The sequence below is a fragment of the Paenibacillus sp. J22R160 genome, from assembly GCF_059692135.1.
The window spans coordinates 25,170-51,194 of record NZ_JCAUAU010000024.1 but is presented as its reverse complement, the minus strand read 5'-3'; the positions used below and the strand labels follow the sequence as shown (position 1 = coordinate 51,194).

The 26,025-nt window shown below is 45.2% G+C and carries 23 protein-coding genes and 2 pseudogenes; 19 read left to right on the top strand and 6 right to left on the bottom strand.

Annotated elements, in window-relative coordinates; genetic code table 11:
• Window positions 1-19: 19 nt before the first annotated feature.
• The 3 genes from AC58UW_RS29040 (at window position 20) to AC58UW_RS29030 (ending at window position 5,189) form a co-directional block, all read left to right on the top strand.
• Complete coding sequence (locus AC58UW_RS29040) at window positions 20-559, top strand: GNAT family N-acetyltransferase (RefSeq protein ID WP_497424043.1); 540 nt, start codon at window positions 20-22, stop codon at window positions 557-559.
• Window positions 560-998: 439 nt separating this feature from the next.
• Entirely contained in the window at window positions 999-4,148 is a 3,150-nt protein-coding gene (locus AC58UW_RS29035) for an alpha-mannosidase (protein WP_497424042.1), read from the top strand.
• Window positions 4,149-4,187: 39 nt separating this feature from the next.
• Window positions 4,188-5,189 (top strand): phosphotransferase enzyme family protein, encoded by a 1,002-nt coding sequence (locus AC58UW_RS29030; RefSeq protein ID WP_497424041.1) that lies wholly within the window; start codon window positions 4,188-4,190, stop codon window positions 5,187-5,189.
• A 138-nt stretch (window positions 5,190-5,327) separates the two neighbouring features.
• Here the strand turns inward: AC58UW_RS29030 and AC58UW_RS29025 are convergent, their stop codons facing one another.
• Window positions 5,328-6,614, bottom strand: a complete 1,287-nt coding sequence (locus AC58UW_RS29025; RefSeq protein ID WP_497424040.1) for a galactokinase — start codon at window positions 6,612-6,614, stop codon at window positions 5,328-5,330.
• Between the two features lie 186 nt (window positions 6,615-6,800).
• Here AC58UW_RS29025 and AC58UW_RS29020 point away from each other — a divergent pair.
• Window positions 6,801-7,112: pseudogene (locus AC58UW_RS29020) on the top strand (DUF4256 domain-containing protein); the annotation flags it as partial.
• A gap of 159 nt (window positions 7,113-7,271) precedes the next feature.
• Here AC58UW_RS29020 and curA read toward each other — a convergent pair.
• From curA to AC58UW_RS29005, 3 genes are all read right to left on the bottom strand, one after another.
• Window positions 7,272-8,285: an NADPH-dependent curcumin/dihydrocurcumin reductase gene (gene curA, locus AC58UW_RS29015; RefSeq protein WP_497424039.1), complete on the bottom strand. Its 1,014-nt coding sequence runs from the start codon at window positions 8,283-8,285 to the stop codon at window positions 7,272-7,274.
• 385 nt (window positions 8,286-8,670) lie between these two features.
• On the bottom strand, window positions 8,671-8,868 hold the full coding sequence (locus AC58UW_RS29010) for a hypothetical protein (protein ID WP_497424038.1): 198 nt from the start codon (window positions 8,866-8,868) through the stop codon (window positions 8,671-8,673).
• 126 nt (window positions 8,869-8,994) lie between these two features.
• Window positions 8,995-9,636, bottom strand: a complete 642-nt coding sequence (locus AC58UW_RS29005; protein ID WP_497424037.1) for a sterol desaturase family protein — start codon at window positions 9,634-9,636, stop codon at window positions 8,995-8,997.
• Window positions 9,637-9,810: 174 nt separating this feature from the next.
• Here AC58UW_RS29005 and AC58UW_RS29000 point away from each other — a divergent pair, with 174 nt between their 5' ends.
• The 13 genes from AC58UW_RS29000 to AC58UW_RS28940 all read left to right on the top strand — a co-directional run bounded on the left by AC58UW_RS29000 (window position 9,811) and on the right by AC58UW_RS28940 (window position 22,197).
• On the top strand, window positions 9,811-10,416 hold the full coding sequence (locus AC58UW_RS29000; RefSeq protein ID WP_497424036.1) for a TetR/AcrR family transcriptional regulator: 606 nt from the start codon (window positions 9,811-9,813) through the stop codon (window positions 10,414-10,416).
• A gap of 77 nt (window positions 10,417-10,493) precedes the next feature.
• A complete protein-coding gene (locus tag AC58UW_RS28995; RefSeq protein ID WP_497424035.1) occupies window positions 10,494-10,817 on the top strand; it encodes a DUF5713 family protein in 324 nt (107 codons plus the stop codon).
• A gap of 151 nt (window positions 10,818-10,968) precedes the next feature.
• A complete protein-coding gene (locus AC58UW_RS28990) occupies window positions 10,969-12,600 on the top strand; it encodes an ATP-binding protein (protein WP_497424034.1) in 1,632 nt (543 codons plus the stop codon).
• 113 nt (window positions 12,601-12,713) lie between these two features.
• Entirely contained in the window at window positions 12,714-12,998 is a 285-nt protein-coding gene (locus AC58UW_RS28985) for a YjcN family protein (RefSeq protein WP_497424033.1), read from the top strand.
• 471 nt (window positions 12,999-13,469) lie between these two features.
• Window positions 13,470-13,898, top strand: a complete 429-nt coding sequence (locus tag AC58UW_RS28980) for an NUDIX hydrolase (protein WP_497424032.1) — start codon at window positions 13,470-13,472, stop codon at window positions 13,896-13,898.
• A gap of 125 nt (window positions 13,899-14,023) precedes the next feature.
• Window positions 14,024-14,353: an HIT domain-containing protein gene (locus tag AC58UW_RS28975; protein ID WP_497424031.1), complete on the top strand. Its 330-nt coding sequence runs from the start codon at window positions 14,024-14,026 to the stop codon at window positions 14,351-14,353.
• A 313-nt stretch (window positions 14,354-14,666) separates the two neighbouring features.
• A complete protein-coding gene (locus AC58UW_RS28970; protein WP_497424030.1) occupies window positions 14,667-15,866 on the top strand; it encodes an ROK family transcriptional regulator in 1,200 nt (399 codons plus the stop codon).
• Complete coding sequence (locus AC58UW_RS28965) at window positions 15,859-16,848, top strand: Gfo/Idh/MocA family protein (RefSeq protein ID WP_497424029.1); 990 nt, start codon at window positions 15,859-15,861, stop codon at window positions 16,846-16,848. The genes AC58UW_RS28970 and AC58UW_RS28965 overlap by 8 nt, the downstream gene beginning before the upstream one ends.
• Window positions 16,845-17,840, top strand: coding sequence for a Gfo/Idh/MocA family protein (locus tag AC58UW_RS28960; protein ID WP_497424028.1), 996 nt, complete (start codon window positions 16,845-16,847; stop codon window positions 17,838-17,840). The genes AC58UW_RS28965 and AC58UW_RS28960 overlap by 4 nt, the downstream gene beginning before the upstream one ends.
• A 65-nt stretch (window positions 17,841-17,905) precedes the next feature.
• Complete coding sequence (locus AC58UW_RS28955; protein WP_497424027.1) at window positions 17,906-18,874, top strand: ABC transporter permease; 969 nt, start codon at window positions 17,906-17,908, stop codon at window positions 18,872-18,874.
• Between the two features lie 15 nt (window positions 18,875-18,889).
• Window positions 18,890-19,771: a carbohydrate ABC transporter permease gene (locus AC58UW_RS28950; protein WP_497424026.1), complete on the top strand. Its 882-nt coding sequence runs from the start codon at window positions 18,890-18,892 to the stop codon at window positions 19,769-19,771.
• 34 nt (window positions 19,772-19,805) lie between these two features.
• Window positions 19,806-21,431 carry an extracellular solute-binding protein gene (locus AC58UW_RS28945; protein WP_497424025.1) on the top strand — a complete coding sequence of 542 codons (1,626 nt, stop codon included), beginning with the start codon at window positions 19,806-19,808 and terminating at the stop codon, window positions 21,429-21,431.
• A gap of 22 nt (window positions 21,432-21,453) precedes the next feature.
• A complete protein-coding gene (locus AC58UW_RS28940) occupies window positions 21,454-22,197 on the top strand; it encodes an endonuclease/exonuclease/phosphatase family protein (RefSeq protein WP_497424024.1) in 744 nt (247 codons plus the stop codon).
• 627 nt (window positions 22,198-22,824) lie between these two features.
• On the opposite strand, the gene AC58UW_RS28935 is transcribed toward AC58UW_RS28940, so the two are convergent.
• Window positions 22,825-23,442 carry a TVP38/TMEM64 family protein gene (locus AC58UW_RS28935; RefSeq protein ID WP_497424023.1) on the bottom strand — a complete coding sequence of 206 codons (618 nt, stop codon included), beginning with the start codon at window positions 23,440-23,442 and terminating at the stop codon, window positions 22,825-22,827.
• A 305-nt stretch (window positions 23,443-23,747) separates the two neighbouring features.
• Here AC58UW_RS28935 and AC58UW_RS28930 point away from each other — a divergent pair, with 305 nt between their 5' ends.
• Entirely contained in the window at window positions 23,748-24,287 is a 540-nt protein-coding gene (locus AC58UW_RS28930; protein ID WP_497424022.1) for a hypothetical protein, read from the top strand.
• Window positions 24,288-24,455: 168 nt separating this feature from the next.
• Window positions 24,456-24,641: pseudogene (locus tag AC58UW_RS28925) on the top strand (GNAT family N-acetyltransferase); the annotation flags it as partial.
• On the opposite strand, the gene AC58UW_RS28920 reads toward AC58UW_RS28925, so the two are convergent.
• Complete coding sequence (locus AC58UW_RS28920; protein ID WP_497424021.1) at window positions 24,576-25,925, bottom strand: MATE family efflux transporter; 1,350 nt, start codon at window positions 25,923-25,925, stop codon at window positions 24,576-24,578. The pseudogene AC58UW_RS28925 and the gene AC58UW_RS28920 overlap by 66 nt on opposite strands.
• Window positions 25,926-26,025 lie beyond the last annotated feature (100 nt).

The following is a 26,025-nucleotide window of genomic DNA, read 5'->3' as shown; positions in this document are numbered from 1 at the left end:
ACTAGGGTGGTAGAAAACAATGATAAAAAAGCGTAATTTGCAAGAATGCCATTCTCTTTATAACTTAATTAATGATCCTGAGGTTTTTCCTTATATTCGTTATAAATGTCAATCTTATGAAGAATATTTGTTTATAACTAAACAGTTAATGGTTGAAGAAGATCAGGAGACATGTATTTCTAGAACGATTCTCGACGAGTTAGGACATCCTATTGGTACCATTGATCTATATGACATTGTGAATAAAGCAGGTTTCTTGGCGACATGGATTGGAGCTCCTTATTTTGGCAAAGGCTATAATCAACGAGCGAAAGAATCCTTCTTTACGGAACTCTTTCTAGAACATAACATCGAAACTGTATTTTTGAAAATCCGGAAACAAAATATACGTTCAAAGAAAGCAGTTGAAAAACTGCCGTATGCCAAGTTAGGAAATGATCTAAACCCGCAAATCTATGCATCTATCAATCATGCAGAACAGATCTATGATTTGTATCAAGTGGGGCGGTCAGACTTTTTGGAAACTAGTGAAGGTATGCAGCATGAGGTTGCTACATAAAGGGAAAAGGGCCGTTACTCCGATGGGGTAGCGGTTTGTTTTTTTTTAGGGTACTGGGATTAACCTAGGGAACTATGATCCGCTATTTACTATAAAAGGAACAGCTTGGAAACTAAAGGGAACTACGGTCTGCTATTTTGTGAATTTCTCTTATAAAATGCACCATGGAGGCGAAATAGGGCCCTGTAGTTCCGCTTAGAAAGAAAATTGCTCGTTTTCCTCGAAATAGAGGACTCCAGTTCCCTGAATGAAATCTTAGCTGGATTCCTGCTAGTTTCCTAAGTAAATCCCACAGTTACCCCCTACGAATCATAAAATGAGATTACCTATCACCTAATAGGCTTAAAAGCGTTAAAATAGACATATCCATCCCTCAGGGATATAGACTTATATAAAATGTTAACGGTAACAATATCACAGGTTTGAAAGGAGCATGTAGATGTTTTGGACAGTTGAGAAATTGTATGCGCGAATCAATGAGCTGGACTCTTTTCGCTACCGTGATGCGAGGGTTATAGATACTTTTCGAATTAAACTCGATAGCGAAGGCGCGATTGGAGCTTATCCGACAGAAGACGGCGAATGGAGAAGCATTCATATCGGAGAGCGTTGGAAAGGCCGCGATGTCTACTACTGGTTAGCCGCGGACCTTGTTATCCCTTCCGAGTGGAAAGGAAAGAAGGTCATCGGCCGATTTAATTTAGGCCAGACTGGAGGCGGAACGAACAGCGGGTTTGAATCGCTGCTTTTTTTGAATGGGGAACCGTATCAGGGAGTGGACTCAAATCATGAGGAAGTATTTTTCGCTGAAGAAGTGATAGGTTCCACGATACAGCTTCGCTTCCGCTTGTGGTCTGGACTAGGCGGCTATCAAAGCCACCTTGAAATGGAGAGCCGGCTGGAAATGGCAGCCTTGTGTTGGTTAGATGAAGCATGCGACGATCTGTACTATACAGCCAAAGCTTTGCTGGAAACGGTTCGCATTCTGGATGAAAATCGCCCGGAACGGCACCAGCTGCTGTCTATGCTGGATCAAGCTTTTCTGTTACTCGATTGGTCAAGGCCGGGTAGCGATGCTTTTTATAACACAGTGGCTAGCGCTCAGGAGCAGCTTCAAAATGCTTTGTCATCGATGCCCAAGCTGCACTCGGTTGTGGTTCAATGCATCGGACACACGCATATCGATGTCGCTTGGCTTTGGCGGCTGAAACATACACGGGAAAAGGCTGCGAGGTCTTTTTCAACGGTGCTGCGCTTAATGGAGCAGTACCCGGAGTACATTTTTTTACAAACACAGCCACAGCTATATGCGTACATCAAGTCGGATTATCCGGAAATTTATGAACGCATCAAGGAACGTGTACAGGAAGGACGTTGGGAAGCAGGCGGTGCGATGTGGCTGGAGGCTGACTGTAACTTAGCTTCTGGGGAATCGCTTGTGCGGCAGCTTTTGTATGGAACCCGATTCTTCCGTGATGAATTTGGTGTTGATTGTAAGTACTTGTGGTTGCCTGATGTGTTTGGATACAGCTGGGCGCTGCCGCAGATTTTGCGGAAGTCTGGTATTGAATCTTTCATGACGACGAAAATCAGTTGGAATCAATATAATCGGATGCCTCATGACACTTTTATGTGGAGGGGGATTGATGGCACAGAAGTTCTGACTCATTTCATTACAACGCCGGATTCTGGTTCCTCCGAAGGAGCCTTCTATTATACTTACAATGGAAAAGTGACGCCATCCTCTGTGCAAGGGATTTGGGACGCCTATCGTGATAAGTCGCTCAATTCGTCTTTACTGCTTGCCTACGGGTACGGCGATGGCGGGGGCGGCGTAAATCGGGAAATGCTTGAGATGAGGCGCAGGTTAGATCAAATACCTGGTATTCCCGCGGTGAAGACGGGGCGCGCGGATACCTATTTTAACCAGCTACAGCAACAGGTTTCAAATACAAATTCCTACGTGCACACTTGGGACGGTGAGTTGTATTTGGAATTACATCGTGGCACCTATACAAGTCAAGCTTATAACAAGCTTATGAATCGTAAGCTGGAGCTCTTATATAGGGAAACGGAATGGATGCAAGTCATGAGCAGCCTATTGAATGCCAGCGCACATGCAGGGAATGGTGAAACCTCGCTCCTTCTGTACGAAGGCTGGAAAATTATTTTACGAAACCAGTTCCATGACATTATCCCGGGTTCGTCGATTCGTGAGGTCTACGAGGACAGCAGGGTTGAATACAGCGAAGCGCGTGCCATTGGAGAGAAGGTGTGGAATCAATCCGTTTCGTTTTTAACAGGCGATAAGCAGGGGCGTGAAGTCTTGGTGTTTAACAGTTCGCCATGGGAGCAGACGGATATCGTATGCTTGCCCCTAGGGGAATCGCCGGAAGACTGGTTGGATGCCTATCATTGTCCGCTTGAAGCCCAACTTGTGGATGGACAGCAGTGGGTTAAGGTAGACAATGTTCCATCGATGGGCTATGCGGTGATTCGTCAATCTGAACGAGCTGATACGGTTATGCAAAAGGTTATTGAGATTCCTTTCAAAAAGTTGCCTCAGGGATTAATTACTCCTTTTTACGAATTGGAATGGAATGCTAATGGTCAGATTGAACGACTCTATGATCGCACCCAGAAGCGGGAAATAATCGCCGTAGGTCAGCAAGGCAACCGATTTGAGGTGTTTGAAGACAAGCCGAAGGGTCGGCACGAGGCGTGGGATATTGACATTTTTTATACGGAGAAAAAACAGGAAGCGGCTTGTGTGACTCGAATGGAGGTGACGGACACGGGAGCTTTGGCTGCAATTGTCCGTTTCGAATGGTCATACATGGATTCAACCATTGTACAAGATATGGTGCTCTACGCGCATAACCGCAGAATAGATTTCAAGACTCACGTCAATTGGAATGAGCAGCGTAAACTGCTGAAAGTAGCATTTCCTGTGCGAATCCGGGCGACAGAGGCGACATACGATATTCAATTCGGCAATGTAAAGCGACCTACGCATTGGAATACAAGTTGGGACTATGCACGGTTTGAGACAGTTGGTCATCAGTGGGCTGATTTGTCTGAACGGGGATATGGCGTCAGCCTCTTGAATGATTGCAAGTACGGCTATGACATTAAAGATCATGTGATGAGACTCACGCTGATCAAGTCCGCAATGGTTCCTGACCCTACGGCTGATCTTGGTGATCATCACTTCACGTATTCGCTGTTTCCGCATAATGGCGATTGGTACGACGGTAAGACGATGCAATCCGCATGGTCACTTAACAATCCGTTGACGTATGCGTCTGGCGCGCCTGATAAAGCATCATTCAGCCTGTTCCATCTTTCCTGTGATCATGTCATGATTGATGCGGTTAAACAAGCTGAGGATCAAGATGCGGTTATTTTGCGAGTACACGAGTTCGCGGGTATAAGTGGGCTAGTGGAAATTAGGAGTGACGCCCAGATTGTGTCCTGGCAGGAATGTGATCTGCTCGAACGCCTTGAAGGCGAGCAGCAGCATGAGGCTCGGATAAGTGTTCGGATGAAGCCTTATGAGATCAAGACATTTTTGATCCATTTTAATTAAAAATGTAGACTCCAAAAATGTTAACAGTGGGAGGCATATATGTACGAGGAATTAATCAAGCAGTTAGTAAGAGAGCATTATTTAATAGATGCTGAAAAAGTAGAACTATTATCTCATACCAGTAAGATGGTATATAAAATCCGCTCGACAACCACTGAAGAATACATTTTTGATATTTACCTGGAGATCAACACAGCGAGCAAAGCTGATGCAAAATATTTTACCCGTGAGGCTATCGAATCTGAAATGAGAATTTTACATATTTTAAGCGAGAACTACCCGGAGCTCAAAACACCATCCCCAATAAAAAATAAGCATGGCCAATTATTAATATCCATTCCGATTTACGGTGCAGACGTGATATGCATGCTGAGAAAATATATACCTGGAAAAGAGCTGGAGAAAAGCTTATCCAAGGAATATTTACAACAAGCTTACCAAGCAGGCATTGTTACCGCGAAGATCCATCAGTGCTCTAACCGATTTTTTAATGAGGAGTACATCTCCAGACCTGTCCATAAACAGCAATATGTAAAAAAAATAATAGATACAATTGAGCTTGGAATAGACATAGGCACAATTTCATCCGTTCAATTTGATATCGTAAAACGATCATTGGCATTTATCATGAAAAGAATGGACGAGATGGATACAGACGCTCATTTTTATATAGGGATTGTCCATACAGATTTGCGTGATGCAAACTTGTTGTTTGATGGTGAAGATGTGATTCCGATTGATTTTGGAAGATGTGTACAAGGATACCTCTTATATGATCTGGGAGAAATGTGTGCCCATATGGGTGGAGACGTAGCACAGGAAATTATTAGAGGATACCATTCCATTCGCAATCTTACACAATATGACATTATTACGATTGAAGCATTCATGATGCTGTTTATTTTAAGTGTTGTAGCCGAGCAAATTATGCAGAAGGACAATTCATACGTGCTAAATACATTAAAAAGCTTAACCGAAGCAGATTTAGTCCATTTATTGTCGGGTAATCCTGTCATTCAAGGAATTAGAGATGTAATATAACTGAGGCAGCTATTGTTTTTGTGTTAACTAGGAGCGTTAGCTAAATAAACCGCCTTTACAGGCGGTTCCAGATTGTTGAAAAATGACCGGTGCCTTTCGTATAGGGGAAGCATACAATTGACGATTAAGTCATCGAACCTACAAGAGCGTATTCAAGCAGACGGCTCCGATTTCGCGTATGCGGATCTTGAACAGTTCCGTGCCAGTCGTACGCCCGATTAGTTCACGGTATTCCGCCACCGCCGCATGTGGCAGAACGGCGAGAATGACGCCCGCGAAACCGCCGCCGTGTACTCTGCAGGCACCGTCGCCCAACCGGTCGATGAAACGTTCGGTAATGGCGAGTGTAAGCGCAATCCCCTGTTCACGTGACACCGATTCTTGGTAGATGTTCTGCAGCCATTTCCACGAGGAATTACCTGAAGCGGTAATATACTTCAGCACGTTCTGCCACTTGCCGGCCTTAATTGCCTCTACTTGCCGCCCGACGCGGTCATTTTCATCCAGATAATGGAGCGCTCGCAGCACCGCTCGATCTCCGGTGGTTTCGCGGAGTTCCGCGAGCCGGCCGTAGATCATCTCTGCCGTCAAATCGCGACATACCTCTGCACCGAAGGCTTGTGCCACCGCCCGCATCTCGTTCGGAATTGAAGCATAATCCTTTGTCAGGTCAGCGTGGTTACCGCCGGTGCTGACGATGACAAGGCTGTAACCTGCTGCTTCGAAGGTACCTGGAATACGCTCGATTTGAGGCTCTGCCGGCTCCTTAAAGTCGATTGTGATCATACCGCCGTACGAGCAGGCCATCTGGTCTAGCATTCCTGATGGCTTGTTCCAATAAAGATTTTCGGCATACTTGCCGATGCGCGACATCATGATCGCATCCATTTCTCCGTTGTTATACAAAGTACTTAGTATCTGGCAGATCAGAACTTCGAAAGATGCAGAGGAGCTGAGTCCTGACGCCGGAAGCACGTTACTGGCGACGTAAGCATTAAATCCGCCGATTCGGTACCCATGCTGTTGGAAACCGTGTGCAATACCGCGGATCAAAGCAGCCGTTCCGCCCTCGCCTGACTGAGGTTCTAGATCATCTAGATTGATGACTGACATGCCTGGATACCCTTCGGAAATTACGGAAATAACTCCGGTGTCCACAGCTGCTGAAGCCGCAATCGTATCTAGCTGAATACTAGCCGCCAACACCTTTCCATTGTTATGGTCCGTGTGATTGCCGCCTATCTCTGTGCGACCCGGAGCACTGAAGTATTTCAACGACTCTGTATTTCCATATTGCGCACTGTATTCTTCCCTGCACCTCCGGTACCTGTCGATCTGTTGCTCTCGTTCTTCGCTGCCGTACATCTGGTCCAGTAGCTGTTGTGTCTGAGCCGAATCAAAGAACTGCTCGAATGGATCGTTCATTTTGAATGTTCCTCCTGGTTCTAACTGTTTGAGTAGTAGTTATTATGTCCATTGTACCGAAAGAAAGCGCTCACAGATAGGATATTTATGAAGCCTCACAGACTTTAGGAAACAGGCAGCATTAGATAAACTTAAACCAATATGAGTAAAACAATAAAGAGGAACTAATATGTCAAATTACAATAAGGTCGCAGAAGTGTTTGTTACGACCGTGAAGCATTGGATTCGAGGAAAGAACATAAACCGGAAAATAATGCAATGGATATGTCAGCTGCCATGGGCATTGAGCTTTTAACGGAAGGACAATATCGGGAACTGCAGAAACTTGGAAACTTCTTCGATCTGAAAACATCAAGCTGGGTTCAAACACCTGCTAGTATTAGAAAACTCGGCGGGGCTATCTTTTGCGACCGTCGTTATGACACTGTCTTTGTGAACCACAACGGAGCAGAATCCTACTATGCTGCTAGAGGGTTTCGTGGCTCGCTAAGCCTCTAATATTTGAAATTATGAAGTTCAATACCGACCTGGCAGGCGATTTCGGCGCTGGTGACAGGCACTGGACCCGGCGGCTGCGTGAGCACTAAAACGAACCCCCCGCTGCCAGCACCTATGCAGGCAGCGGGGGTTCTGTTTTGTGCGCGATCGCGGCCCTTGTTAAACCGGGTCAGCCATCTTCACCAACTGCTTGCCTTTGTTTTGGCCCTTCAGCATGTCGATAAAGGCCCGGGGTGCGTTCTCTATGCCCAGGGCAATGTCCTCCTGATACTTCAGCTTGCCCTGCTGTAGCCACTCGGCCATTTGGCGCAGCGCTTCGTCGGCCCGCTCTGCAAAATCAAAAGAGAGGAAGCCCTCCATCCGGAGCCGCTTGGCGATAAACATGGGCAGCAGGCGAGGACCCAACTCGGGCTGCTCCAGGTTGTACAGCGCGCTCTGACCGCACACCGCGATCCGAGCCCGTATGTTCAGGACCTGAAAGACTGCATCGGTGATCGAGCCGCCTACGTTGTCAAAGTAGACATCGACTCCCTGTGGGCAGAGTTCCTTCAACTTGGCCGTGTAATCGGTCTCGGTCTTGTAATTAAAACCGGCGTCGAAGCCGAGTTCCTCCACCAGGTATCGGATCTTGTCGTCGGAGCCGGCTATGCCCACGACGCGACAACCCTTGATTTTGGCGATCTGACCCACCACGGTGCCCACGGCGCCTGCCGCCCCGGAGACCACCACCGACTCGCCTGGCTGGAGGTTGCCAACGTTGAGCAGCCCAAAGTAAGCCGTAATGCCCGGCATGCCCAGTATGCCCACCGCCGTGGAGATCGGTGCGAAGCTCGGGTCGACCTTGCGCAGTCCGGTACCATCCGACAGCGCATGCTCCTGCCAGCCCGACTTGCTAGTGACGATGTCACCGCGTTGGATGCATGAATGGTTGGACTCCACCACCTGGCTGACGGTCTCCCCCTGCATCACTTCTCCGAGAGGTTGTGGCGGGCTGTATGATTTAGCCTCATTCATGCGTCCGCGCATGTAAGGGTCAAGCGACAGGTAGAGCGTTCGCAACAGCACCTGGCCAGGTCCTGGGGTGGGAATAGGGCTCTCGACCAGCGTGAAGTCGGTCTCTTTGGGGTAACCTGTCGGGCGAGCAGCCAGGATAAATTGCTTGTTCATTGCCATTTTGTATCCTCCAATACCAACATCGATGATAAAGACCTTTTGCTGCAGATTGCACAAGTCCAGCATGACGAGGCAACACTAGTCTGCCCATACTTTCAGCAACTTTTTCATTGAATGTTTATCATGCTAACTGCTACGTTAAACAGTACTGTGCTCGATTTTTATCCCAAACTTGCCAAAAAGTGATAATGACTGACTGGACACGGGTTACAGATAGAGAAATGTCAAGTTGCGACTGTTTTAACGTCTTTCAATAAAGGGAATGCTAGTACAATCGGTAACAGCATAGTTTCCCTACGAAAATCAAAGAACCCTTGCTTTCCGCAAGGGTTGCCATGAAGTCACCTACCTACCTTCTAAGCGGTCCTCTCTGTACTGTGATTGCTTAGCTAAAGTAAGGAATGATAAAGGCCATTACGCCAAGAGCAACCGACCACCACGCTAGTCCCTTTTTCGGGGTAGCTAAGCCTATGAGTCCGAGAACAACAGCCATGCTGCCCATCCATACAGGTGCATAGAAAAAACCGATAACTGCTAAAACGATTCCGATCCAGCCAAGCCATTTTCCTGTTGTTACTTTCATGTTCAAGACCTCCATGAAGTTAGTTTTGTATTATCCAGCAGGTGCCTTCAAAAAGACAGTTCACTTATAAAAAACATAAAGGTAGGTATGTGACTTCATGGCAAATAGATGGATATTGAAATTAGCCTAGCCTTTGTAAGATAAGGGTAGTTCTTTGTCATGATAGGAAGGTTGCGATTTGGATGATTTAGACGACGATTTAGGCTGGTTTGTCCTCATCACGATATCCAACATAGGATTGGTTACGCTGTATAATGATTTCTCATCCAAATGATGATGCAGCAGATGCCTTTTCTTCATCCATTTGCCCCAAGGGGTCAACGGTTTGATGGGGCGATGGGAAATATAGTGCTTCCATTGATAATAAACTTGAAAGCCGGATGCACCGAACACAACGGCCAACGCCAGATGCCAATCAAACCCCGTCACCATAAACGCTGTCCCGTAAATGAGCAAATACGCAAAGATATCAAAAGAGACGGGGCCGAACAAAAACTTCACGTCATTCGGAGAATCATGATGGGCAACATGTCCCTTATACGCTATGGGAACAATCCGCGGGAATTCATGTAGAAGGTATCGGTGAACCATATATTCGATAAAAACAACAAGTACGGGACCTACACACATTGCTACGACTGACCGGAAAGTGCCGAAAGTCGCGATGACCCCACAACCGCTAAAGAGACAAAGAGAGAATAGGAACAAAATAAGACGCTGTCCCATAAATTCTTTTATATATTGAATAAATGGCGTTTCCGATCTCATTGACATCTCCTCCTATTTAATGAACTTGGTGTTGATTAATGCTTACACAGCTTATTATAATTAGTTGGAGGTTAAATTCAATGATCAAGATACCTTCAAAAGTCGCTTACCCGACACGCTGTATAACGTATGTTCATTAGTTCAATAAATAGTTCATGGAAGAGGCGGAAGTGCATGCAGGACAGGACGGATCCTAGAATCATTCGAACGAAGATGTTGCTTAGGAATGCCTTAATTGACCTAATCGATGAAAAAGGCTTTGAGGGCACGACCATCCGGGATTTGATGCAGAAGGCCGGCTTGAATCGGGGTACATTTTATTTGCACTACCGCGATAAATACGATCTACTCGAACAAAGCAAAGAGGATATGCTCAACAACATTTTAAAAATAGTTAAAAACATCGACCCTATTCAAATTATGAATTATGCTTCACGTAACGAGCCTCATCCAATTTTCCTGAATTTGTTCGATTTTTTTACCTTGCATACCGGATTTTTCAAAGTTCTCTTGGGATCCAAAGGTGATCCGGCCTATCCAGGCCAAGTGAAACAGATTATGGAAAAGCATCTCTATAATAAGCTGTCCCTGCTTCAATCTGAGCATATTTCGGCACCGCGCGAGTACATGATCTCTTATTTGGCATCCGCAAATTTAGGGATGATTCAGCACTGGCTGGAAAGCGGTATGCAGCTTTCACCGCAAGAGATGGCGTTGCTGTTAACCCGTATGACTACTTTCGGTCCTTTACAGACCTTCGGACTGAAGGGAAAGACATAAAAGATCTGCCAACGATAAAGTGAGGCTCCGTCAAGTTCGCGGCAGCAACAAAGCTTCATTTTTAGGGAGGTAGCGAAATGGCAAAGTTTAATGAAAGACTATATTTAGTTGATATGTATAATGATCCCTATTTTCCAAATCATTTAGTGGACAAAGTTAAGGTGCTGTTGGTAGATGTCGTTGATTATTTAGAATCCGGGGAACATCGTATTGGCGATATCCAGTTGAAATTTGATGAAATGACAGATTCTATAAATGAATTGCAAGCGGATTTTTATGAAGACGACAGTGAGATTGAGACGGCCGCAAGGGATTCTATTGGAAAAACCGTTGAAGAAATTTTGAAACATTTTAATATTTGTTTAGACGCAGAAGAAGCGATTCGAAACAGGGAATGGTAAGCACAATCTATTCGGGGTATCCGTTCTTGTGACATTCCCGTCTCTTGCCTGTCGAATGACTTGTTATTTTGCTGGTAGAAACTCCATAGTTGGTTTAATATATTGAGTATACCTTATTGAACTAAAGAATTTTAACACAAGTGAGGGCGTTATGATTTTATTTGACTTTATAGTCAATATTGCTATATTTTCACTGCTTGTCAGTACGCCATTGGTCATCCGCTCATTTATTCACCAAGCCCCGATTAAATATTTTAATTTTTTGGCGAGCATTTATGCTGGGTTTGTTTCAGTCATTCTCGTCATCCTTTCTGTTAAACAACAAGGGTATGCTTACGATATTCGATATGCGCCTGTTATTTTAGTTTTTGCTTATTTTGGCCCGATCCCTGGCGTAATAACCGGGGTATTCTCGCTGCTTACAAGACTTTTTTCTAGTGGAAATTGGCTCCCGGCAATCGTTGGCTGGATAATCAATATGCTTATTTTGTGCGTTGTACATAAGTATATTTCTCGCAGCTCGCGATTCAGAAAAATTGGTTCTCTTTTTTTGGCTTATGTTGCGGGATATTTAGTAACGATCCTATCTTTTCATATCTTATTGAGCAAGCCGTTATTTCATCTGCAATATGTCCTGTTTGTCATGTTAGGCGTCGTATTGGGCGGCTTGCTGATCGAATCGAATGATCGACTTTTAAGAATTATTAAGGAAAATAAATATATGGAAGCGACGCTGGAGAAAAGCGAATCGAAGTACAAGCTGATCGCTAATAACACTTCTGACTTGATCATGGTTATGGATCAAAATCATACGGTGAGTTATTTTTCTCCCTCCCATGAGATTGTGTTGGGGTATGAACACCATGAATTAGAAGCAAATCTATTGTGCATGTTGGTTCACCCGAAGGACTTGGAAATCTTTAATCATACGATTTCGACGATGTTTGGGGAGCAGGAGGGCTATTCATTAGAAGTTCGCCTTAAACACAAAGAAGGACATTGGAAAGAATTTGAATCACGTTGTCAGCCCGTCAAAGGTAGTGAATTTGTCGTCATCATCAGCCGCGATATCTCCGAGCGTAAAAAAGCAGATGAAATTCTATTGCAGTCAGAAAAGCTTTCTATTGTCGGAGAGCTTGCAGCAGGGATAGCGCATGAAATTCGAAATCCTTTAACGACAATAAAAGGCTTTCTTCAAGTATACAAAGAAGGAAATTATTCCAGGAAACATAATGATTTGCTGCTATCCGAATTGGAACGTATTGAAGCCATCACTAGCGAGTTTCTTTCATTAGCCAAACCTCAGTTGACACAACTTATAGTCACAGACCTACTTGATATAGTGGAATACACTGTAGAGATTTTATCCCCGGAGGCACTTCTAAACAATATTGAAATCCAATTGAGATATGAGGCTATACACTTCCCAATTACAGGGGAGAAGAATCAGTTAAAACAAATGTTTCTTAACATCATCAAGAACGCGATGGAATCTATGCCTGAAGGCGGAAAGATTCAAATTTGGTTGCGAAAAGACGGAGAGAGTGATTGTGTGATTTCCGTCAAAGATGACGGTTGCGGGATTCCGGAGGAGCTATTATCAAAGTTAGGGGAGCCTTTTTATAGTTTAAAGGAGAAAGGAACTGGACTCGGTTTAATGATTTGCAAGAAGATTATTAAACAGCATGAAGGAGATATTACTTATTCAAGCAAGATGAATGAAGGGACTTTGGTAGAAATTCGTTTACCATTACTTCAAGATGTGAACGGACTAACAATATAAGTTCAATGACAAAAATCTTATCCCATTGTCGATTTTGACAAGAACCTTATCTCATCAAGTAAACGATAATTAAGCTAGTAACCAGGATACTAATGTACGAGAGGAATGATACAATGTCGATTTCAAAGAGAAAGCAGATTTGGATTATATCCATCGCGGCATTGTTAGTTGTTTATTTGGTTTTCTTTCCCAATCCAACGGCGGAAATAGCGGTTAGGAAGCATTTATTCTTCTCTCTCCATCCAGTAGAGGCCTTCAGTGTTCAAGTTAAGGTGACAGGAAGCACATCGTTTGGTGGAGCTGAATTATTCTTTGTTAATGAAGTTTCAAAATCATATATCTGGGTTAAGAAAAGTTGGTTAGGTTATCGTGTGATTGCTGATGGAACAGGACCATGATTTTTTCGAACAAACGATAGATCAAATAATGGAACAGATTGCCGCGAGTCGGTAGCTGTTCCTTTTTTATCTGCTACATGCGCCAAATCAGTGCCCGTAGCTTGCATTACGCTATACACAACGAAGGCCGGAAGTAAGGTACTATTACATTTCGTCAGCGTTCTTTCGATTGGTCGCAGGAGCTCGCTGATTGTATACATGTTTTCACCGCCCGACCTGTAACATGATTCCGTTCCTCCGGTCGTCAAACCACTTCTTAAGCAGAGGTAGACAGCTGTACCAATAACGCGTGTTTATTAAGCTCCTGTAGCAAGGCCATACGGGCTCTGGACTGATGTAGAATGAGGTCGACCAGAAATATCTGGTAACCTCATAATACGAAAGGGCAGATTAGCGTGGTGAATTTAAAAACTATTTCCACTTATTTCCGTCTATAAATAAGCAGTCAATAATCATAAGGGGGGCATCACTTTGCCTAAGTTAATTGGTGCAGCAGCAGTTATTTCGGATTCTGAAGGTAGAGTATTATTGGTAAAACATAGCTATGGAAAAAATAATTGGGATCTGCCTGGAGGAAAAGCTGAGGAAAATGAGTCAGCGGAGGAAACTGCAAAAAGAGAAGTTCACGAAGAAGTAGGGTTAGAAGTCGGTATTGGGCAATTAACGGGTATATACTACGATCCGAACTATGACATGCATCATTTTGTTTTCATTGCGAATAACGATACTAATCAAATACCTCAGCCAAGCTCGCCTGAAATTTTAGAATGCAGATTCTGCTCAAGAGATGAACTTCCTAAACCGATTAGTGATTTCACTTGTAAGCGTATTGAGGATGCATTAAATCATGAAAGACAGCATCTTTTCCATACTGTGGGACCAAGACAGTGGATTGAATAATGGATTGTTCAACTAACGAAAGAGCGATTGCCGCAGCAGCTCCCTGTTTTCATTGATGCAACAGGCAGGATGCTGACAAAGGACTACGAATAACAATCTGGACAACAAATACGGAGGGGATAAGTTTGACCGAGGATTTTTATTGTGAAGAGGTATTAAGTGGTCGTACTTCTGTGCAAAAGGTATTTGAAACTGATCATGTACTTGCATATCATCATACTCGCCCTTATTATCCCGTTCATATTGTTACGATTCCGAAGAAGCATATATCCTCTCTTCTAACACTGGAAGAAGACGATAATGAACTCTTAATTGAGTTGGTAGACGTTGTTAAAAAGGTAGCATCGCAGGTGCATACTGAGCATGGAGCCTGTCGGGTTCTTACAAATTTAGGGGAATACCAAGACTCAAAACATCTTCATTTTCATGTGTTTTACGGCGATCCAATACGTTAATCCACGAAATAGAAGAGGTCCATGCTAGCATGCAAGGACCTCTTCTATTTCGTTTTACCGTGGTTTGGCCTGCAGTTTCATGCCCCATGGAGTTTCAGCCTAAAGGCAGGGAGGAGAACCCCAGAGGGGTCAGTCCGAACGGACCGTTGGATAAGCGAAGTTTATGGAATGCTTTCTTTCATAATTTTCAAAAAATTAATATATGATTCGAGAAATATGTGAAGGAATTTTCAAAATTACATTGAATATCTTTAAAATACTTAATTTTTTCATTGGAAAAAGTAACTGTAAATTGGAAGGGGCTAAGCTATTGATGAATACGGAAATGGCTCGGACCGGGAATCTCCAGCTAATGAAAGAAATTAATCAGGCATTGATATTTAATGCCATTCGGGAGAAAGGGCCGTTGTCCCGTTCCCAATTAGCAAAGGATTTGCGGTTAAGCCCGAGCACGGCAACAGTGATCGTGGATCATTTCATTGCCAATGGTTTCGTAGAAGAAGTAGGTAAGGGAGATTCCAGTGGAGGAAGGAAGCCAATACTGGTCAAGCTGGCGAAGGACGCTGGGATGGTGGTCGCCATAGATCTGGAGCAAAGCCGTGCTGCCATCCTCAATATGGATGCCGAGTTCCTGATCACTAAACCGATTCCTGCCGTCAAGGATGGAGACCTTATCGCGATCCTGCTTGATGTTATTCACGAGATGGTCCGAGAAGTTCAAGGTCCGCGTTTGCTTGGTATTGGCATTGCCGTACCGGGTATCATCGATCCGAATAAGAGCAGGGTCATAACCGCCACAAGCTTGAATATTAACCATTTGTCGCTGAAAGAGGAGCTGGAAAGGCATTTTAAAGTTCCGACTCTGTTGGAGAACGATGCAAATGCAGCCGCTTATGGAGAGTTTCTTTATGGCCGAAGTCAGAATGTACATAATTTTCTGTACCTTCACGTGGGCAAAGCGGTTGGAGCCGGGCTGTTTCTCTCAGGTAACTTGTTTACGGGAGGTGCTGGAGGTGCTGGGGAATTCGGGCACATTTCCGTTGACGAATCCGGTCCTTCTTGCCATTGCGGCAACACGGGGTGTCTTGGGAAGCTGATTGGGGCCGAGATGTTGATGAACCAATGGCGCAGCTGGACTGGCAATGAAGATGTTCCCTCACTAGCGGAGCTAGCTCGGCTTAGCAACGAGGGGGAGCTCCATGCAGTGCGCTTGATGGATTATGTGGGAGAGATGCTGGGAAGAGGGATTGTGACTCTCGTACATTTGTTTAATCCTTCATTAATTCTAATAGGAGGTGAGCTTGCATTAAATAACGAGCGTTTGTTCGATCAGGTGAAAAAGCATGTGAAAACGCGCAACATGCGTGTGTTTTCAGAGCACGTACAAATTGAGGAATGTTTGACCCGTCTGAACGCCGGAATTATCGGCGCGGGGTCATTAGCGTTAAACCATTTTTTTCAAAATGTCAGTTTCGAAATGGGAGACAGAACGGAGAGGGCGCCTCATGTTTAAAATAGGCTTGGTGGGAGCCGGTACGATGGGCAACACGCACAATCGGGCGTATAGGCAGCTAACTAACGTAATCATTAAAGCAGTTTGCGATGTAGACGCAGAAAAGGCTCAGAAGATTGCCGGCGGATGGAACGCCGAGATATACAGCAGTCTGAAGGATTTGTTGGAACATGCAGACATTGATGCAGTCGATATTTGTCTGCCCACCGATCTTCACCGTGAGGCGGTAGAGCTTGCAGCCGAATATGGCAAGCATGTTTTCTGCGAGAAGCCTATTGCGCTTACAGTGGATGACGCTACGGCAATGATTGAAGCCTGCAAAAAGGCAGATGTGACACTGATGGTGGGCCACGTCGTTCGTTTTTTCCCGGAATATCGCTCGGCAAGAGAGCTGCTGCAATCCGAGAGGCTAGGCAAGCCGGGCGTTGTGCGTACGATCCGCTCCGGCGCGTTTCCCAAATGGTCAACCTGGTTCGGTGATTATAAGCGAAGCGGGGGACCGATTATCGATCTAGCCATTCATGATATTGATTATTTGCAATGGTGCTTCGGGCCAGTCCGCCGAGTATTCAGCCGAACGCTCGGAGGGGAATACGAAAAATTCGATCATTCGCTTACGCTGATTCGCTTCGAGAGCGGCGTGATGGCGCATGTAGAGGCAAGCTGGGCTTACCCGCAGGGCGCGCCTTTCCAGACTTCACTGGAGATCGCGGGCACCAAAGGAATGGTTCAATACGATAGAGACAAATCAAATTCTATCGTTCAGTTCAGCGCCACTACATCGGAAGCCGGCGTGCCGGATAGCCCGCTAGCAAAAAGCCCTTATGCCCTTGAACTGGAACATTTTATTCACTGCGTAAAGAATAAGGAAGTTCCACTCACTTCAGGCGAGGAAGCTTTGGTGTCGCTTAAGATAGGACTCGCCGCCTTGCATTCCGCACAAAGCAACAAACCAGTCGATATGGAGGTTGGTTATCGATGAGCAAACTGAGGATCGGAATGATCAGTTTCGCCCACATAGGTCATGCTAACAGCTATGCGGCAGGGCTCCAGACCATTGAGGGTGTAGAAATTACCGGAGTCTATGATGATGACACGAAGCGTGGACAAGAAGCTGCCAAACGCTTCAACACTACATTTTACCCTGACTATAAACAGCTCTTACAGCAGATTGACGGAGTCATCATATCTTCCGAAAATAAAAAGCACTATCCTTTGGCTATCGAAGCGGCTATTGCGAAAAAGCATATTCTGGTCGAAAAGCCGATCACCACAGACGGGGGGGAAGCCCGCGAGCTGATTGACTTGTGCGCTAAGCTAAATCTCGTGCTGCAAACCGCCTTTCCCGTACGTGAGAACGAGTCGGTAAAAAAAGTCAAACGCCAAATCGACTCCGGCGATATCGGCGATATTGTTGCCATTGCGGCGACGAATCACGGGAAAATGCCTGGAGGCTGGTTTATCGACAATGCCTTGTCCGGCGGCGGTGCGGTTCTCGACCATACAGTCCATGTTGTAGACCTGATGAGATGGTTCCTACAGAGCGAAGTGAAGGAAGTATATGCAGAGGCCGATACGCTCCTGCACGATATCCCGGTCGACGATTGCGGGCTGCTTTCCATGATCTTCGATAACGGTGTAATCGCTACTTTGGACACGAGCTGGTCAAGGCCGGAATCGTTCTCCACTTGGGGCGACGTCACCATGCGGATCATCGGCAAGAAAGGCGCCATTCACTTGGATGCATTTGCGCAGGCGGGCAGCTTATGGGAAAACGGTTCCACCAATTCACATAAATATGTGAACTGGGGCGACAAGTCCAACACTGCTCTGGTTGCGGAGTTTATCGCCAGCATTCGTGAAAACCGCCAGTCCAGCATCACTGGTTTGGATGGACTGCGTGCCGCCGAAGTGGCATGGTCTGCTTATGAATCTGTTGAGCAAGGCAAGACGATACAGGTAAAGCATTACTGATCTTCCAGAACCCTGATGAAGACAAGGGTACGATATCTTCTAAATTGTGCTTTAGGAAGAGGTGAATGTTTTTGCAGGATACTTCATTGCCGCCGCAAAGGGTTATTCAGACCAAAACGAGAACGCGGACGATCTTGAGGCCTTACCTTAGAAACTGGGAGCTATATGTGCTCATTTCCCCGGTTCTAGCTTACTTTATCATCTTCGAATATATTCCGATGTACGGTGTTCAAATCGCTTTCAAAAACTTTGTCGCCACCAAAGGGATATGGGGCAGCTCATGGGTAGGCATGAAGCATTTCGAGCGTTTCTTCGACAGCTATTTCTTCTGGCGGCTCATTATCAATACGCTGGGAGTGAGCTTGTATCAGCTGGTAGTGGGGTTCCCGGTGCCAATTATTCTTGCTTTAATGATTAATGAAGTCAAGCAGTCGAGAGTGTTATTCAAAAAGGCAGTGCAAACAATTACATACGCGCCGCACTTTCTCTCCACGGTTGTGCTCGTCGGCATAGTCGTTATGTTCCTCGCTCCAGAAACTGGCATGATCAATAAGTTAATCGTGCTTTTCGGTGGACAGCCTATTTCGTTTATTACGGAGCCGGCTTGGTTCAAAACGATTTACGTCGGATCGGGTGTGTGGCAGCAAATGGGGTGGAGCTCGATCATTTACCTTGCGGCGCTGGCGGGCATCGATCCTCAGCTTCACGAATCGGCCAAGGTAGACGGGGCTACCCGGCTGCAGCGCATCTGGCACGTCAATTTGCCGGGGATTATGCCAACAATTATCATATTGCTGATTCTAAACATGGGATCAATCATGGGTGTTGGCTTCGAGAAAGTTTTTCTCATGCAGAACGATCTTAATTTAGAAAGCTCCGAAGTTATTTCCACATACGTGTACAAAAGCGGTATCATCCAGGCACAGTACAGCTTTTCCGCAGCGATCGGCTTATTTAACTCAATCATCAACTTTACTCTTCTCATACTTGTTAACTTTGCAGCCAAGCGAATGAATCAAACTAGCCTATGGTAATGGAGGCGACACCACATGGATAATAGCCGGGGAGACCGGGTGTTTGATGCCATTAATACCCTATTACTTGTACTAATTACCGTTATCGTTTTGTATCCTCTTGTGTTTGTACTAAGCGCGTCCATCAGCGAACCCTCCGTGGTAGCCAGAGGCCAGCTCTGGCTGCTGCCCAAGGGTGTCAACTTTGTCGGTTACGAGCGCGTCTTTCAAAATAAGGAGATATTGACAGGGTACATGAATACGATTGTGTACACCCTGATCGGTACGGTGATCAACCTCGTGCTGACAATATGCGCAGCATATCCGCTGTCGAGACCGGACTTCCGCGGACGCAACGTTATTACCGCAGTTATCGTATTTACGATTTTTTTCAGTGGCGGATTGATTCCGTCGTATTTGCTAGTGAAAAATCTGGGCATGCTCAACAGCATTTGGGCGCTGATTATTCCGAGTGCGATTTCGGTATATAACGTGATCATCATGAGGACGTTTTTCCAAAGCAGCATTCCTCAAGAGATACAAGAGGCGGCTTCGATTGATGGCTGCAACAATTTCCGGATTTTACTGCGCGTGGTGCTGCCGTTGTCAATGCCAATCCTTGCGGTCATGGTTCTGTTCTACGCGGTCGGACACTGGAATGCGTTCTTTAACGCCTTAATCTATTTATCGGATCGTGCCAAATACCCGCTGCAGCTCATATTGAGAGAAATATTAATCCAGGGGCAGATGGCGGCCATGATTGATATGGCTGATGATTCACTGGCGAAGAAGCTCATGGAAGTCGAAGTCATCAAGTACGCCGTCGTCGTCATTGCCAATTTGCCAGTGCTTTTGCTGTATCCGCTATTACAAAAGTATTTCGTTAAGGGTGTAATGATTGGAGCCCTTAAAGGATAGATCCATGTTTCAAAACAAACAGGGAGGTTTATCAATGAAATCGAAAAAATGGATATCTTTAATCCTGACAACGGCGGTATCCGCCGGACTTGTCGCAGGCTGTGGAGACAGTGATGCCGGATCAGGCAATAAGAACACGACTGCTCCCGATGGGAACGACAAGCTTAGTGCTACCGGGTTTCCGATCGTGAAAGAGCCGATCAAGCTGACGATGATGGCCGGTAAAGCTCCAACAACGGCCAACAATTGGAATGAAACAATGCTGTGGCAGGAATATGCCAAAATGACCAACATTCAAGTGGATTTCCAGCTCGTACCCTTTGACGCGCTGACGGAGAAGCGGAATTTGATGATGGCAGGCGGAGATTACCCCGATGCGGTTTACCTGGGAAGATTTAGCACTGACGATTTAATGAAGTACGGCGGCCAAGGTGCATTAATCAAACTGAACGATCTGATTGACAAGCATGCGCCTAACTTGAAGAAGATCATGGATCAATATCCTGAAGTTAAAAAGGCGATCACGATGCCGGATGGCAACATCTACAGCTTCCCGAACATGCTCTCTCCTGACTTCCCGTCCGTTCGTATGGGCGGCAAACTATGGCTGAAAAAAGAATGGCTTGATGCCTTAGGGATGCAGGAGCCGAAAACGACCGAGGAATTTTACAACTATCTGAAAGCAGTTAAAAACACCGACTTGAACAAAAACGGCAAGCAGGACGAAGTTCCAATAAGCGCACCTAAACTGAAGGATATATTAGTCCACTTCAAGGGGTACTTCGGCCTTCAAAACCGTGGATCGAGCCATCCTTTCGTCGATATGGGAGAGAACAACCAACTGCGCTTTATCCCGACAGACGATCGCTATAAGGAACTCCTCACTTATTTCAATAAGCTGTGGAGTGAAGGGTTGATCGATAAGGATATCCTGGTAAACGAAAAGGACCAAAACAAATTTTACGCCAAAGGGGCGGAAGGCGTGTTTGGCGCCATTCGCGTAAGCAGCCCGTTAACTCTGATGAAGCAAACCGGTTATATCGGCTCTCCTTCACTCGCAGGTCCAAGAGGTGATAAACTGCACTCTGAATACCGCCCGGCCGTTGCGAATCCAGGAGCTTTCGTGATTACGGACAAAAACAAAAATCCGGAAGCGACCGTTCGTTGGATGGATTACTTCTATAGCGAAGAAGGCAACAAATTATTTTTCATGGGATTCAAAGACAAGAGCTACATTGAGAAGCCGGATGGGAACGTTGAATATACGGATGAAATTAACAAGAACCCGCAGGGCTTGACCTTTGAACAGGCTCTTGTCAAGTATGTGACATGGCCGGGCGGCGGTTATCCGGGCATCGTGAGAGAGAAGTACTTCAAGGGAGCGGAAAGCTTGCCGGAATCTCTGGAAGCCGCGAAGAAAGTTGCAGCAGAGCTGCCGAAGGAAGTTTGGCCGTCATTCAGCTACACGGAAAAAGAAACCGATAGCATGCAGGCGTTGAACACCGATATTACTGCATATGTAGATGAAATGACAACCAAGTTTATTACCGGCGCAGTGCCATTATCCGATTGGAACAAGTATGTCGACACAATCAAGAAAATGCGTCTCGACGAATATATGAAAATTTACCAAGCCGCATACGATCGCTACAAGAAGTAATTGAACAAAGGAGAAAACAGACTTGCATGTTCCTATTAAAGTAATGTCATATAACATTCGTCACGGTGCCGACCCGTTTGAAAATTACAGTCTGGAAAGAATAGCTGATGTCATTAGGCAGTCCGGCGCGGAGATCATCGGACTGCAGGAAGTGGACCGCTATTATTCCAGCCGCAGCAACAACGAAGATATGATTCAAAGATTGTCCGATATGCTTGGGATGCAGTTCGCGTACGGGGCTAATCTGGACCATCCGTCGTCACAACCGGGGCAGCCTCGTAGCCAATATGGCACAGCTGTTTTGAGCAAGTACCCAATCTTGCAGAATTACAACTATCTGCTGCTGACGAGCTTAGGTCAGGAGCAGCGTGGGTTGCTTGAGACGACCATTGACATTCAAGGGGTTCAGCTAAGCTTCTATACTACTCATATGGGACTGGATGCCGGTCAGCGCAATATCCATGCGGATGAAATCTTAGACATTATGGCGAGGCGAAGCGGACCGAAAATTCTTGTAGGTGACTTCAACGCGAGACCCTATGCTCCGGAAATGACCAAATTTACGAACGAATTTCAGAATCAATTCGCAGACCAACCTGACGCGTTTACCTTTGATTCGTTCAATCCGCACGCTACAATTGATTATATTTTAGCATCCAGTGAAGTAATGCTCGGCAAACGTGAGAATGCCCGCGTTATTCAGACGCAAGCATCCGACCACTTCCCGATCATCAGCAACTTGTATTTGGAACGGCAATTATTATAGATTACGCAAGATTGGACCGATTGGAAGGCAGTCATTTGTCAGCAGAGCGCACTGAAAGCCACGGGAACATACATCAGTGGATGAGTCTAAAGATGGTATGAGCAATGTGCAGCACGTAGAAAACGGAAATCTATAGCTATACAAACATCAGGAGAAGGCTGCCGAAACAATGGATCGGCAGCCTATTTGTACACTTCTTACAGCAAATGTCAAATTAATGGAGCTATTATGAAAGGAGCCTCCATGGGAGGAACGACTCCAACTGGCTTGGCTTAATATTGCTGCAGTAACGCGTAATTTGCTTCGGCACGGGTTAGATGTGGTTATCGATTTCGTTTAGGGCATATTATTAACTTTATGTAAATGACTTCTTTGATGATTTAATAATTTGTTGCGAAAACTATATCTTGAAGCCGTGTGTGTAACTATCTGTTTTCTGTCAAGACCCTCTTCAATGACTATTCGCATGGCAATTTAGGCTTGATCCGCACTGGGGAATATACCATCTCTGTATTTAATATGGCGATAAGTGAATTCATCATCGTGCTCTGTATCAATTCAAGAAACGGACTCAATAATGCTTGTCAAGTAACAGGCAGGAACTTGAAATTGAAGAAGCATAGCTGCTCAAAGCCAACGCTTCTTGAGCCAGAGGCGGTAAACGACGTAGACGGACGCCAAAAAAAGGACATACACGCCGACGGACAAAACGAGCTTGCTGGTGCCAGCAAACAGATTACTGCCGATGAACGCAAACAAGAGCATTGCAGGAATTTTGCCCAATGCGGATGCAACGGCGAATGTAACGACCGGGATGGAAGTAATGGCAGGAATGACATTAACGACAGCCTGGGGGATAACCGGGATCAGTCGAGCCAATAAAATAGTTAGGAACGGATTTTTTTCAATCGCGGCTTGGAGCTTTTCCAGCTTCTCGTACTTGGACAAGTAAGCACGGCCCTGCTTTTGAAACAAGTAGCGTGCCAGCCAAAAAACAATGACAGACGCGACAGAAGCGGCAGTCCAACTGATCAAAGCGCCCATCAATGGACCGTACATAAACCCGAGCATGCCGATAACTATTTTGTAGGGGATGACTGGAACGATAATAAATCCGAGCGCAGCCGCAAAAATAAGCAGAACGGGCGCATCCCCATACTGCATCCAATGCAAAATTGTATCCTTGAAAATATAAACAATAAATATGAGCACGAGATACATGCAGATGGTGTACCATTTCTTCATTTGGTAGGGTGTCTCCCTTGGTCTGAGTCTTTCTTCTGGCCGTGTTGATCATACTTAGTGTAGACCTTACTTAGTGTAACACACAAACATTCTTCATTGGTGTACAGTGTCAACTTGACGATCAATAAATTTATACGAGCAGATAAATGAAAGACTAAGGGGGGGAGGGGGACGTAAACCTGAAATGTGGTCGCTCAGATTAGTAAGTCTTTTACAAAAACGAATATGACAAGCGTTGACCCCCTAATTGTTTCCATACTAAACTATTCCAGTGACATATAAGCAAGGTGGGGAGATGCATCATCATGAGTCAAGTCAAAAAGCCAATTTTTAAAAAGTGGTGGTTCTGGGTTATCGTTGCAATCGTAGTAGGTTCGATTAGCAATATTGGAAAGGATCAATCGAAAGAACAAGCAACGTCCGTATCATCAGAGAAAACAGCAGCGACTACCGTTTCAGCACCTAAGCAGGATAAACCAGCTGCCTCATCACCTGTAGTACAGGAGCCTGCTAAAACAATGCCAATTCCTAAATATGAAATTGCGACGAAAGATGACATTAGCGTTGGTGCCAATAAGCGTTATAGATTCGAGGTTGTAGTTGGTGACAAGTTAACAGAAGAGGGTTTGAAATTGATAGCATCTGAGATGGTTGAGAAAACAAAAAAGGAAACACCATTTAATGCTGTTGTTATATTTTTCCACATTGATTCGAGTTCGATCGGAAAAGGATTTACAGTAGGTAAGGCTGAGTACGCCCCTAACGGTGTACTTGGAGAGGCGATGAATGTAAAAACAGGCGATTATAGCAAGCATAAATACAAATATGAATTTACTAATAAATAAAAATGTTATCCGATGGTACTATAGCACAATAAGCAAGGAGCAGATTGCCTCGGCAACTGCTCCTTGCTTTTCAATCAAGAAATCATTAATGAATTATGAACGAATTGTTGAGTGAACATTAAACAAAAATACCGGGTGCAATAAACATGCAAATAAGAAAGTTAATTCGGCAAACAGCTAGTGAAGCATGCCATAGAGATTTCCACGGGACTAGGTTTTAAAACAATTGAAGTTGGTACAGGAAACTCCAGTGTTGGGCAGCTTGCCCTTTATCAGAAATGCGGCTTTCTAGACCGCTTCCTCCTTGCTCACCAACACTTTTTTCTCCCATGCCCGACTTCTCCAACGGAATAATAATAGAAGCCCTCTTAACCCTTCGTCCATGATGAATACGCCCCACATACCTACCAGCCCGTACCTCAGGCGGATTCCTACCCAATACGTTAACGGGACGCACAGCCCCAATATGACACATACGCCAATTAGGAGAATATAACGTGCATCGCCCGCAGCCCGGAGGGCTTCTCCTATTACAATGTTCAAGCAGCGAATGGGCTCTAGAAGGAATCCAAATGTCAGCAGAAAAGCCCCCAATGTAATGATTTCGACGTTGTCTGTAAACATACCGATCAACTGTTTCCTGAACAAAACGGTCAATGTGACCGCGGCAAGTGAAAGCAATAAGCTGATTAATAAACTGCGAAATAACTGCTTGTAAGCCTCATCCTTTTCACCGGCGCCCACCAGTCGACCAATAATGATTTGAGTCCCCCGTCCCAATGAAACGGCCAGCACGATTATGAAGGTCATGATATTTTGGGTATAAATCCGTGTAGAAAGCATTTCAGCACCCAGCTGAGTGATAAAATAGGTCGTCATCAGTTGGCTAATGGAATACACAAGCGAGCTCCCGGCCGTCGGAATGCCGATTGTTAATATCTTTTTCAGATCTGCGAATCTTGCTTTGTAAAGGTCACTGAAGGATAAGTTCAATCGAACGATTCTCTTTAAAATGATGCTATACACAATCAGTCCGATGAATTGGCTGAATATGGCCGAGATGGCAACGCCGGGAACGCCGAGTTTGGGAAAGCCGAGAGGACCGAAAATAAATAAGATACTACCGGTTAAATTTACGAGATTGATGCCCAAGCTGACTGCCATTGTATATCTAGTATAACCATGCACCTGCGTTATGGCTGCAATGGTCAGATTAACGGCTTGAATAAACAAGGAACCGCCTACGATAGATAAGTAAACGCGCGCCTGCTCCAGTGTACCTGGTTCCAAGCCGAAGGGCTGAAGCAGCTGTTTGCTGAAGCAAATGATACACAGGCTTATTAGAAAGCCGAATAGGCAATTAAGTGAAATTGCTCCAGCGGCGAACTTCTTGACATCTCTGCTTTTATTCGCACCCAAATATTGAGAGATGACGATGGCCGAACCGGTTGAAATCACTTGCAGCAGCAAAAATAAAAAGATGATGAGCTGATTGCTTACGCCAACCGCTGCAAAGGCTTCATCCGACACATGACTCACGATGAACGTATCCGAGGTTCGCATAAACACTTGCAGCGACGATTCAATATATATAGGCCACGTAATGGCAAATAGTCCTAGTTTCTTTGGAATGGTCATGGGTAAAGAGCTCCTTCGATACAACCTAGATATGGATCTACTCTTTATCTTGGGGGATGATGAAACCGTTTTCTTTGCAAAATGTGGGCAAATAATGGCT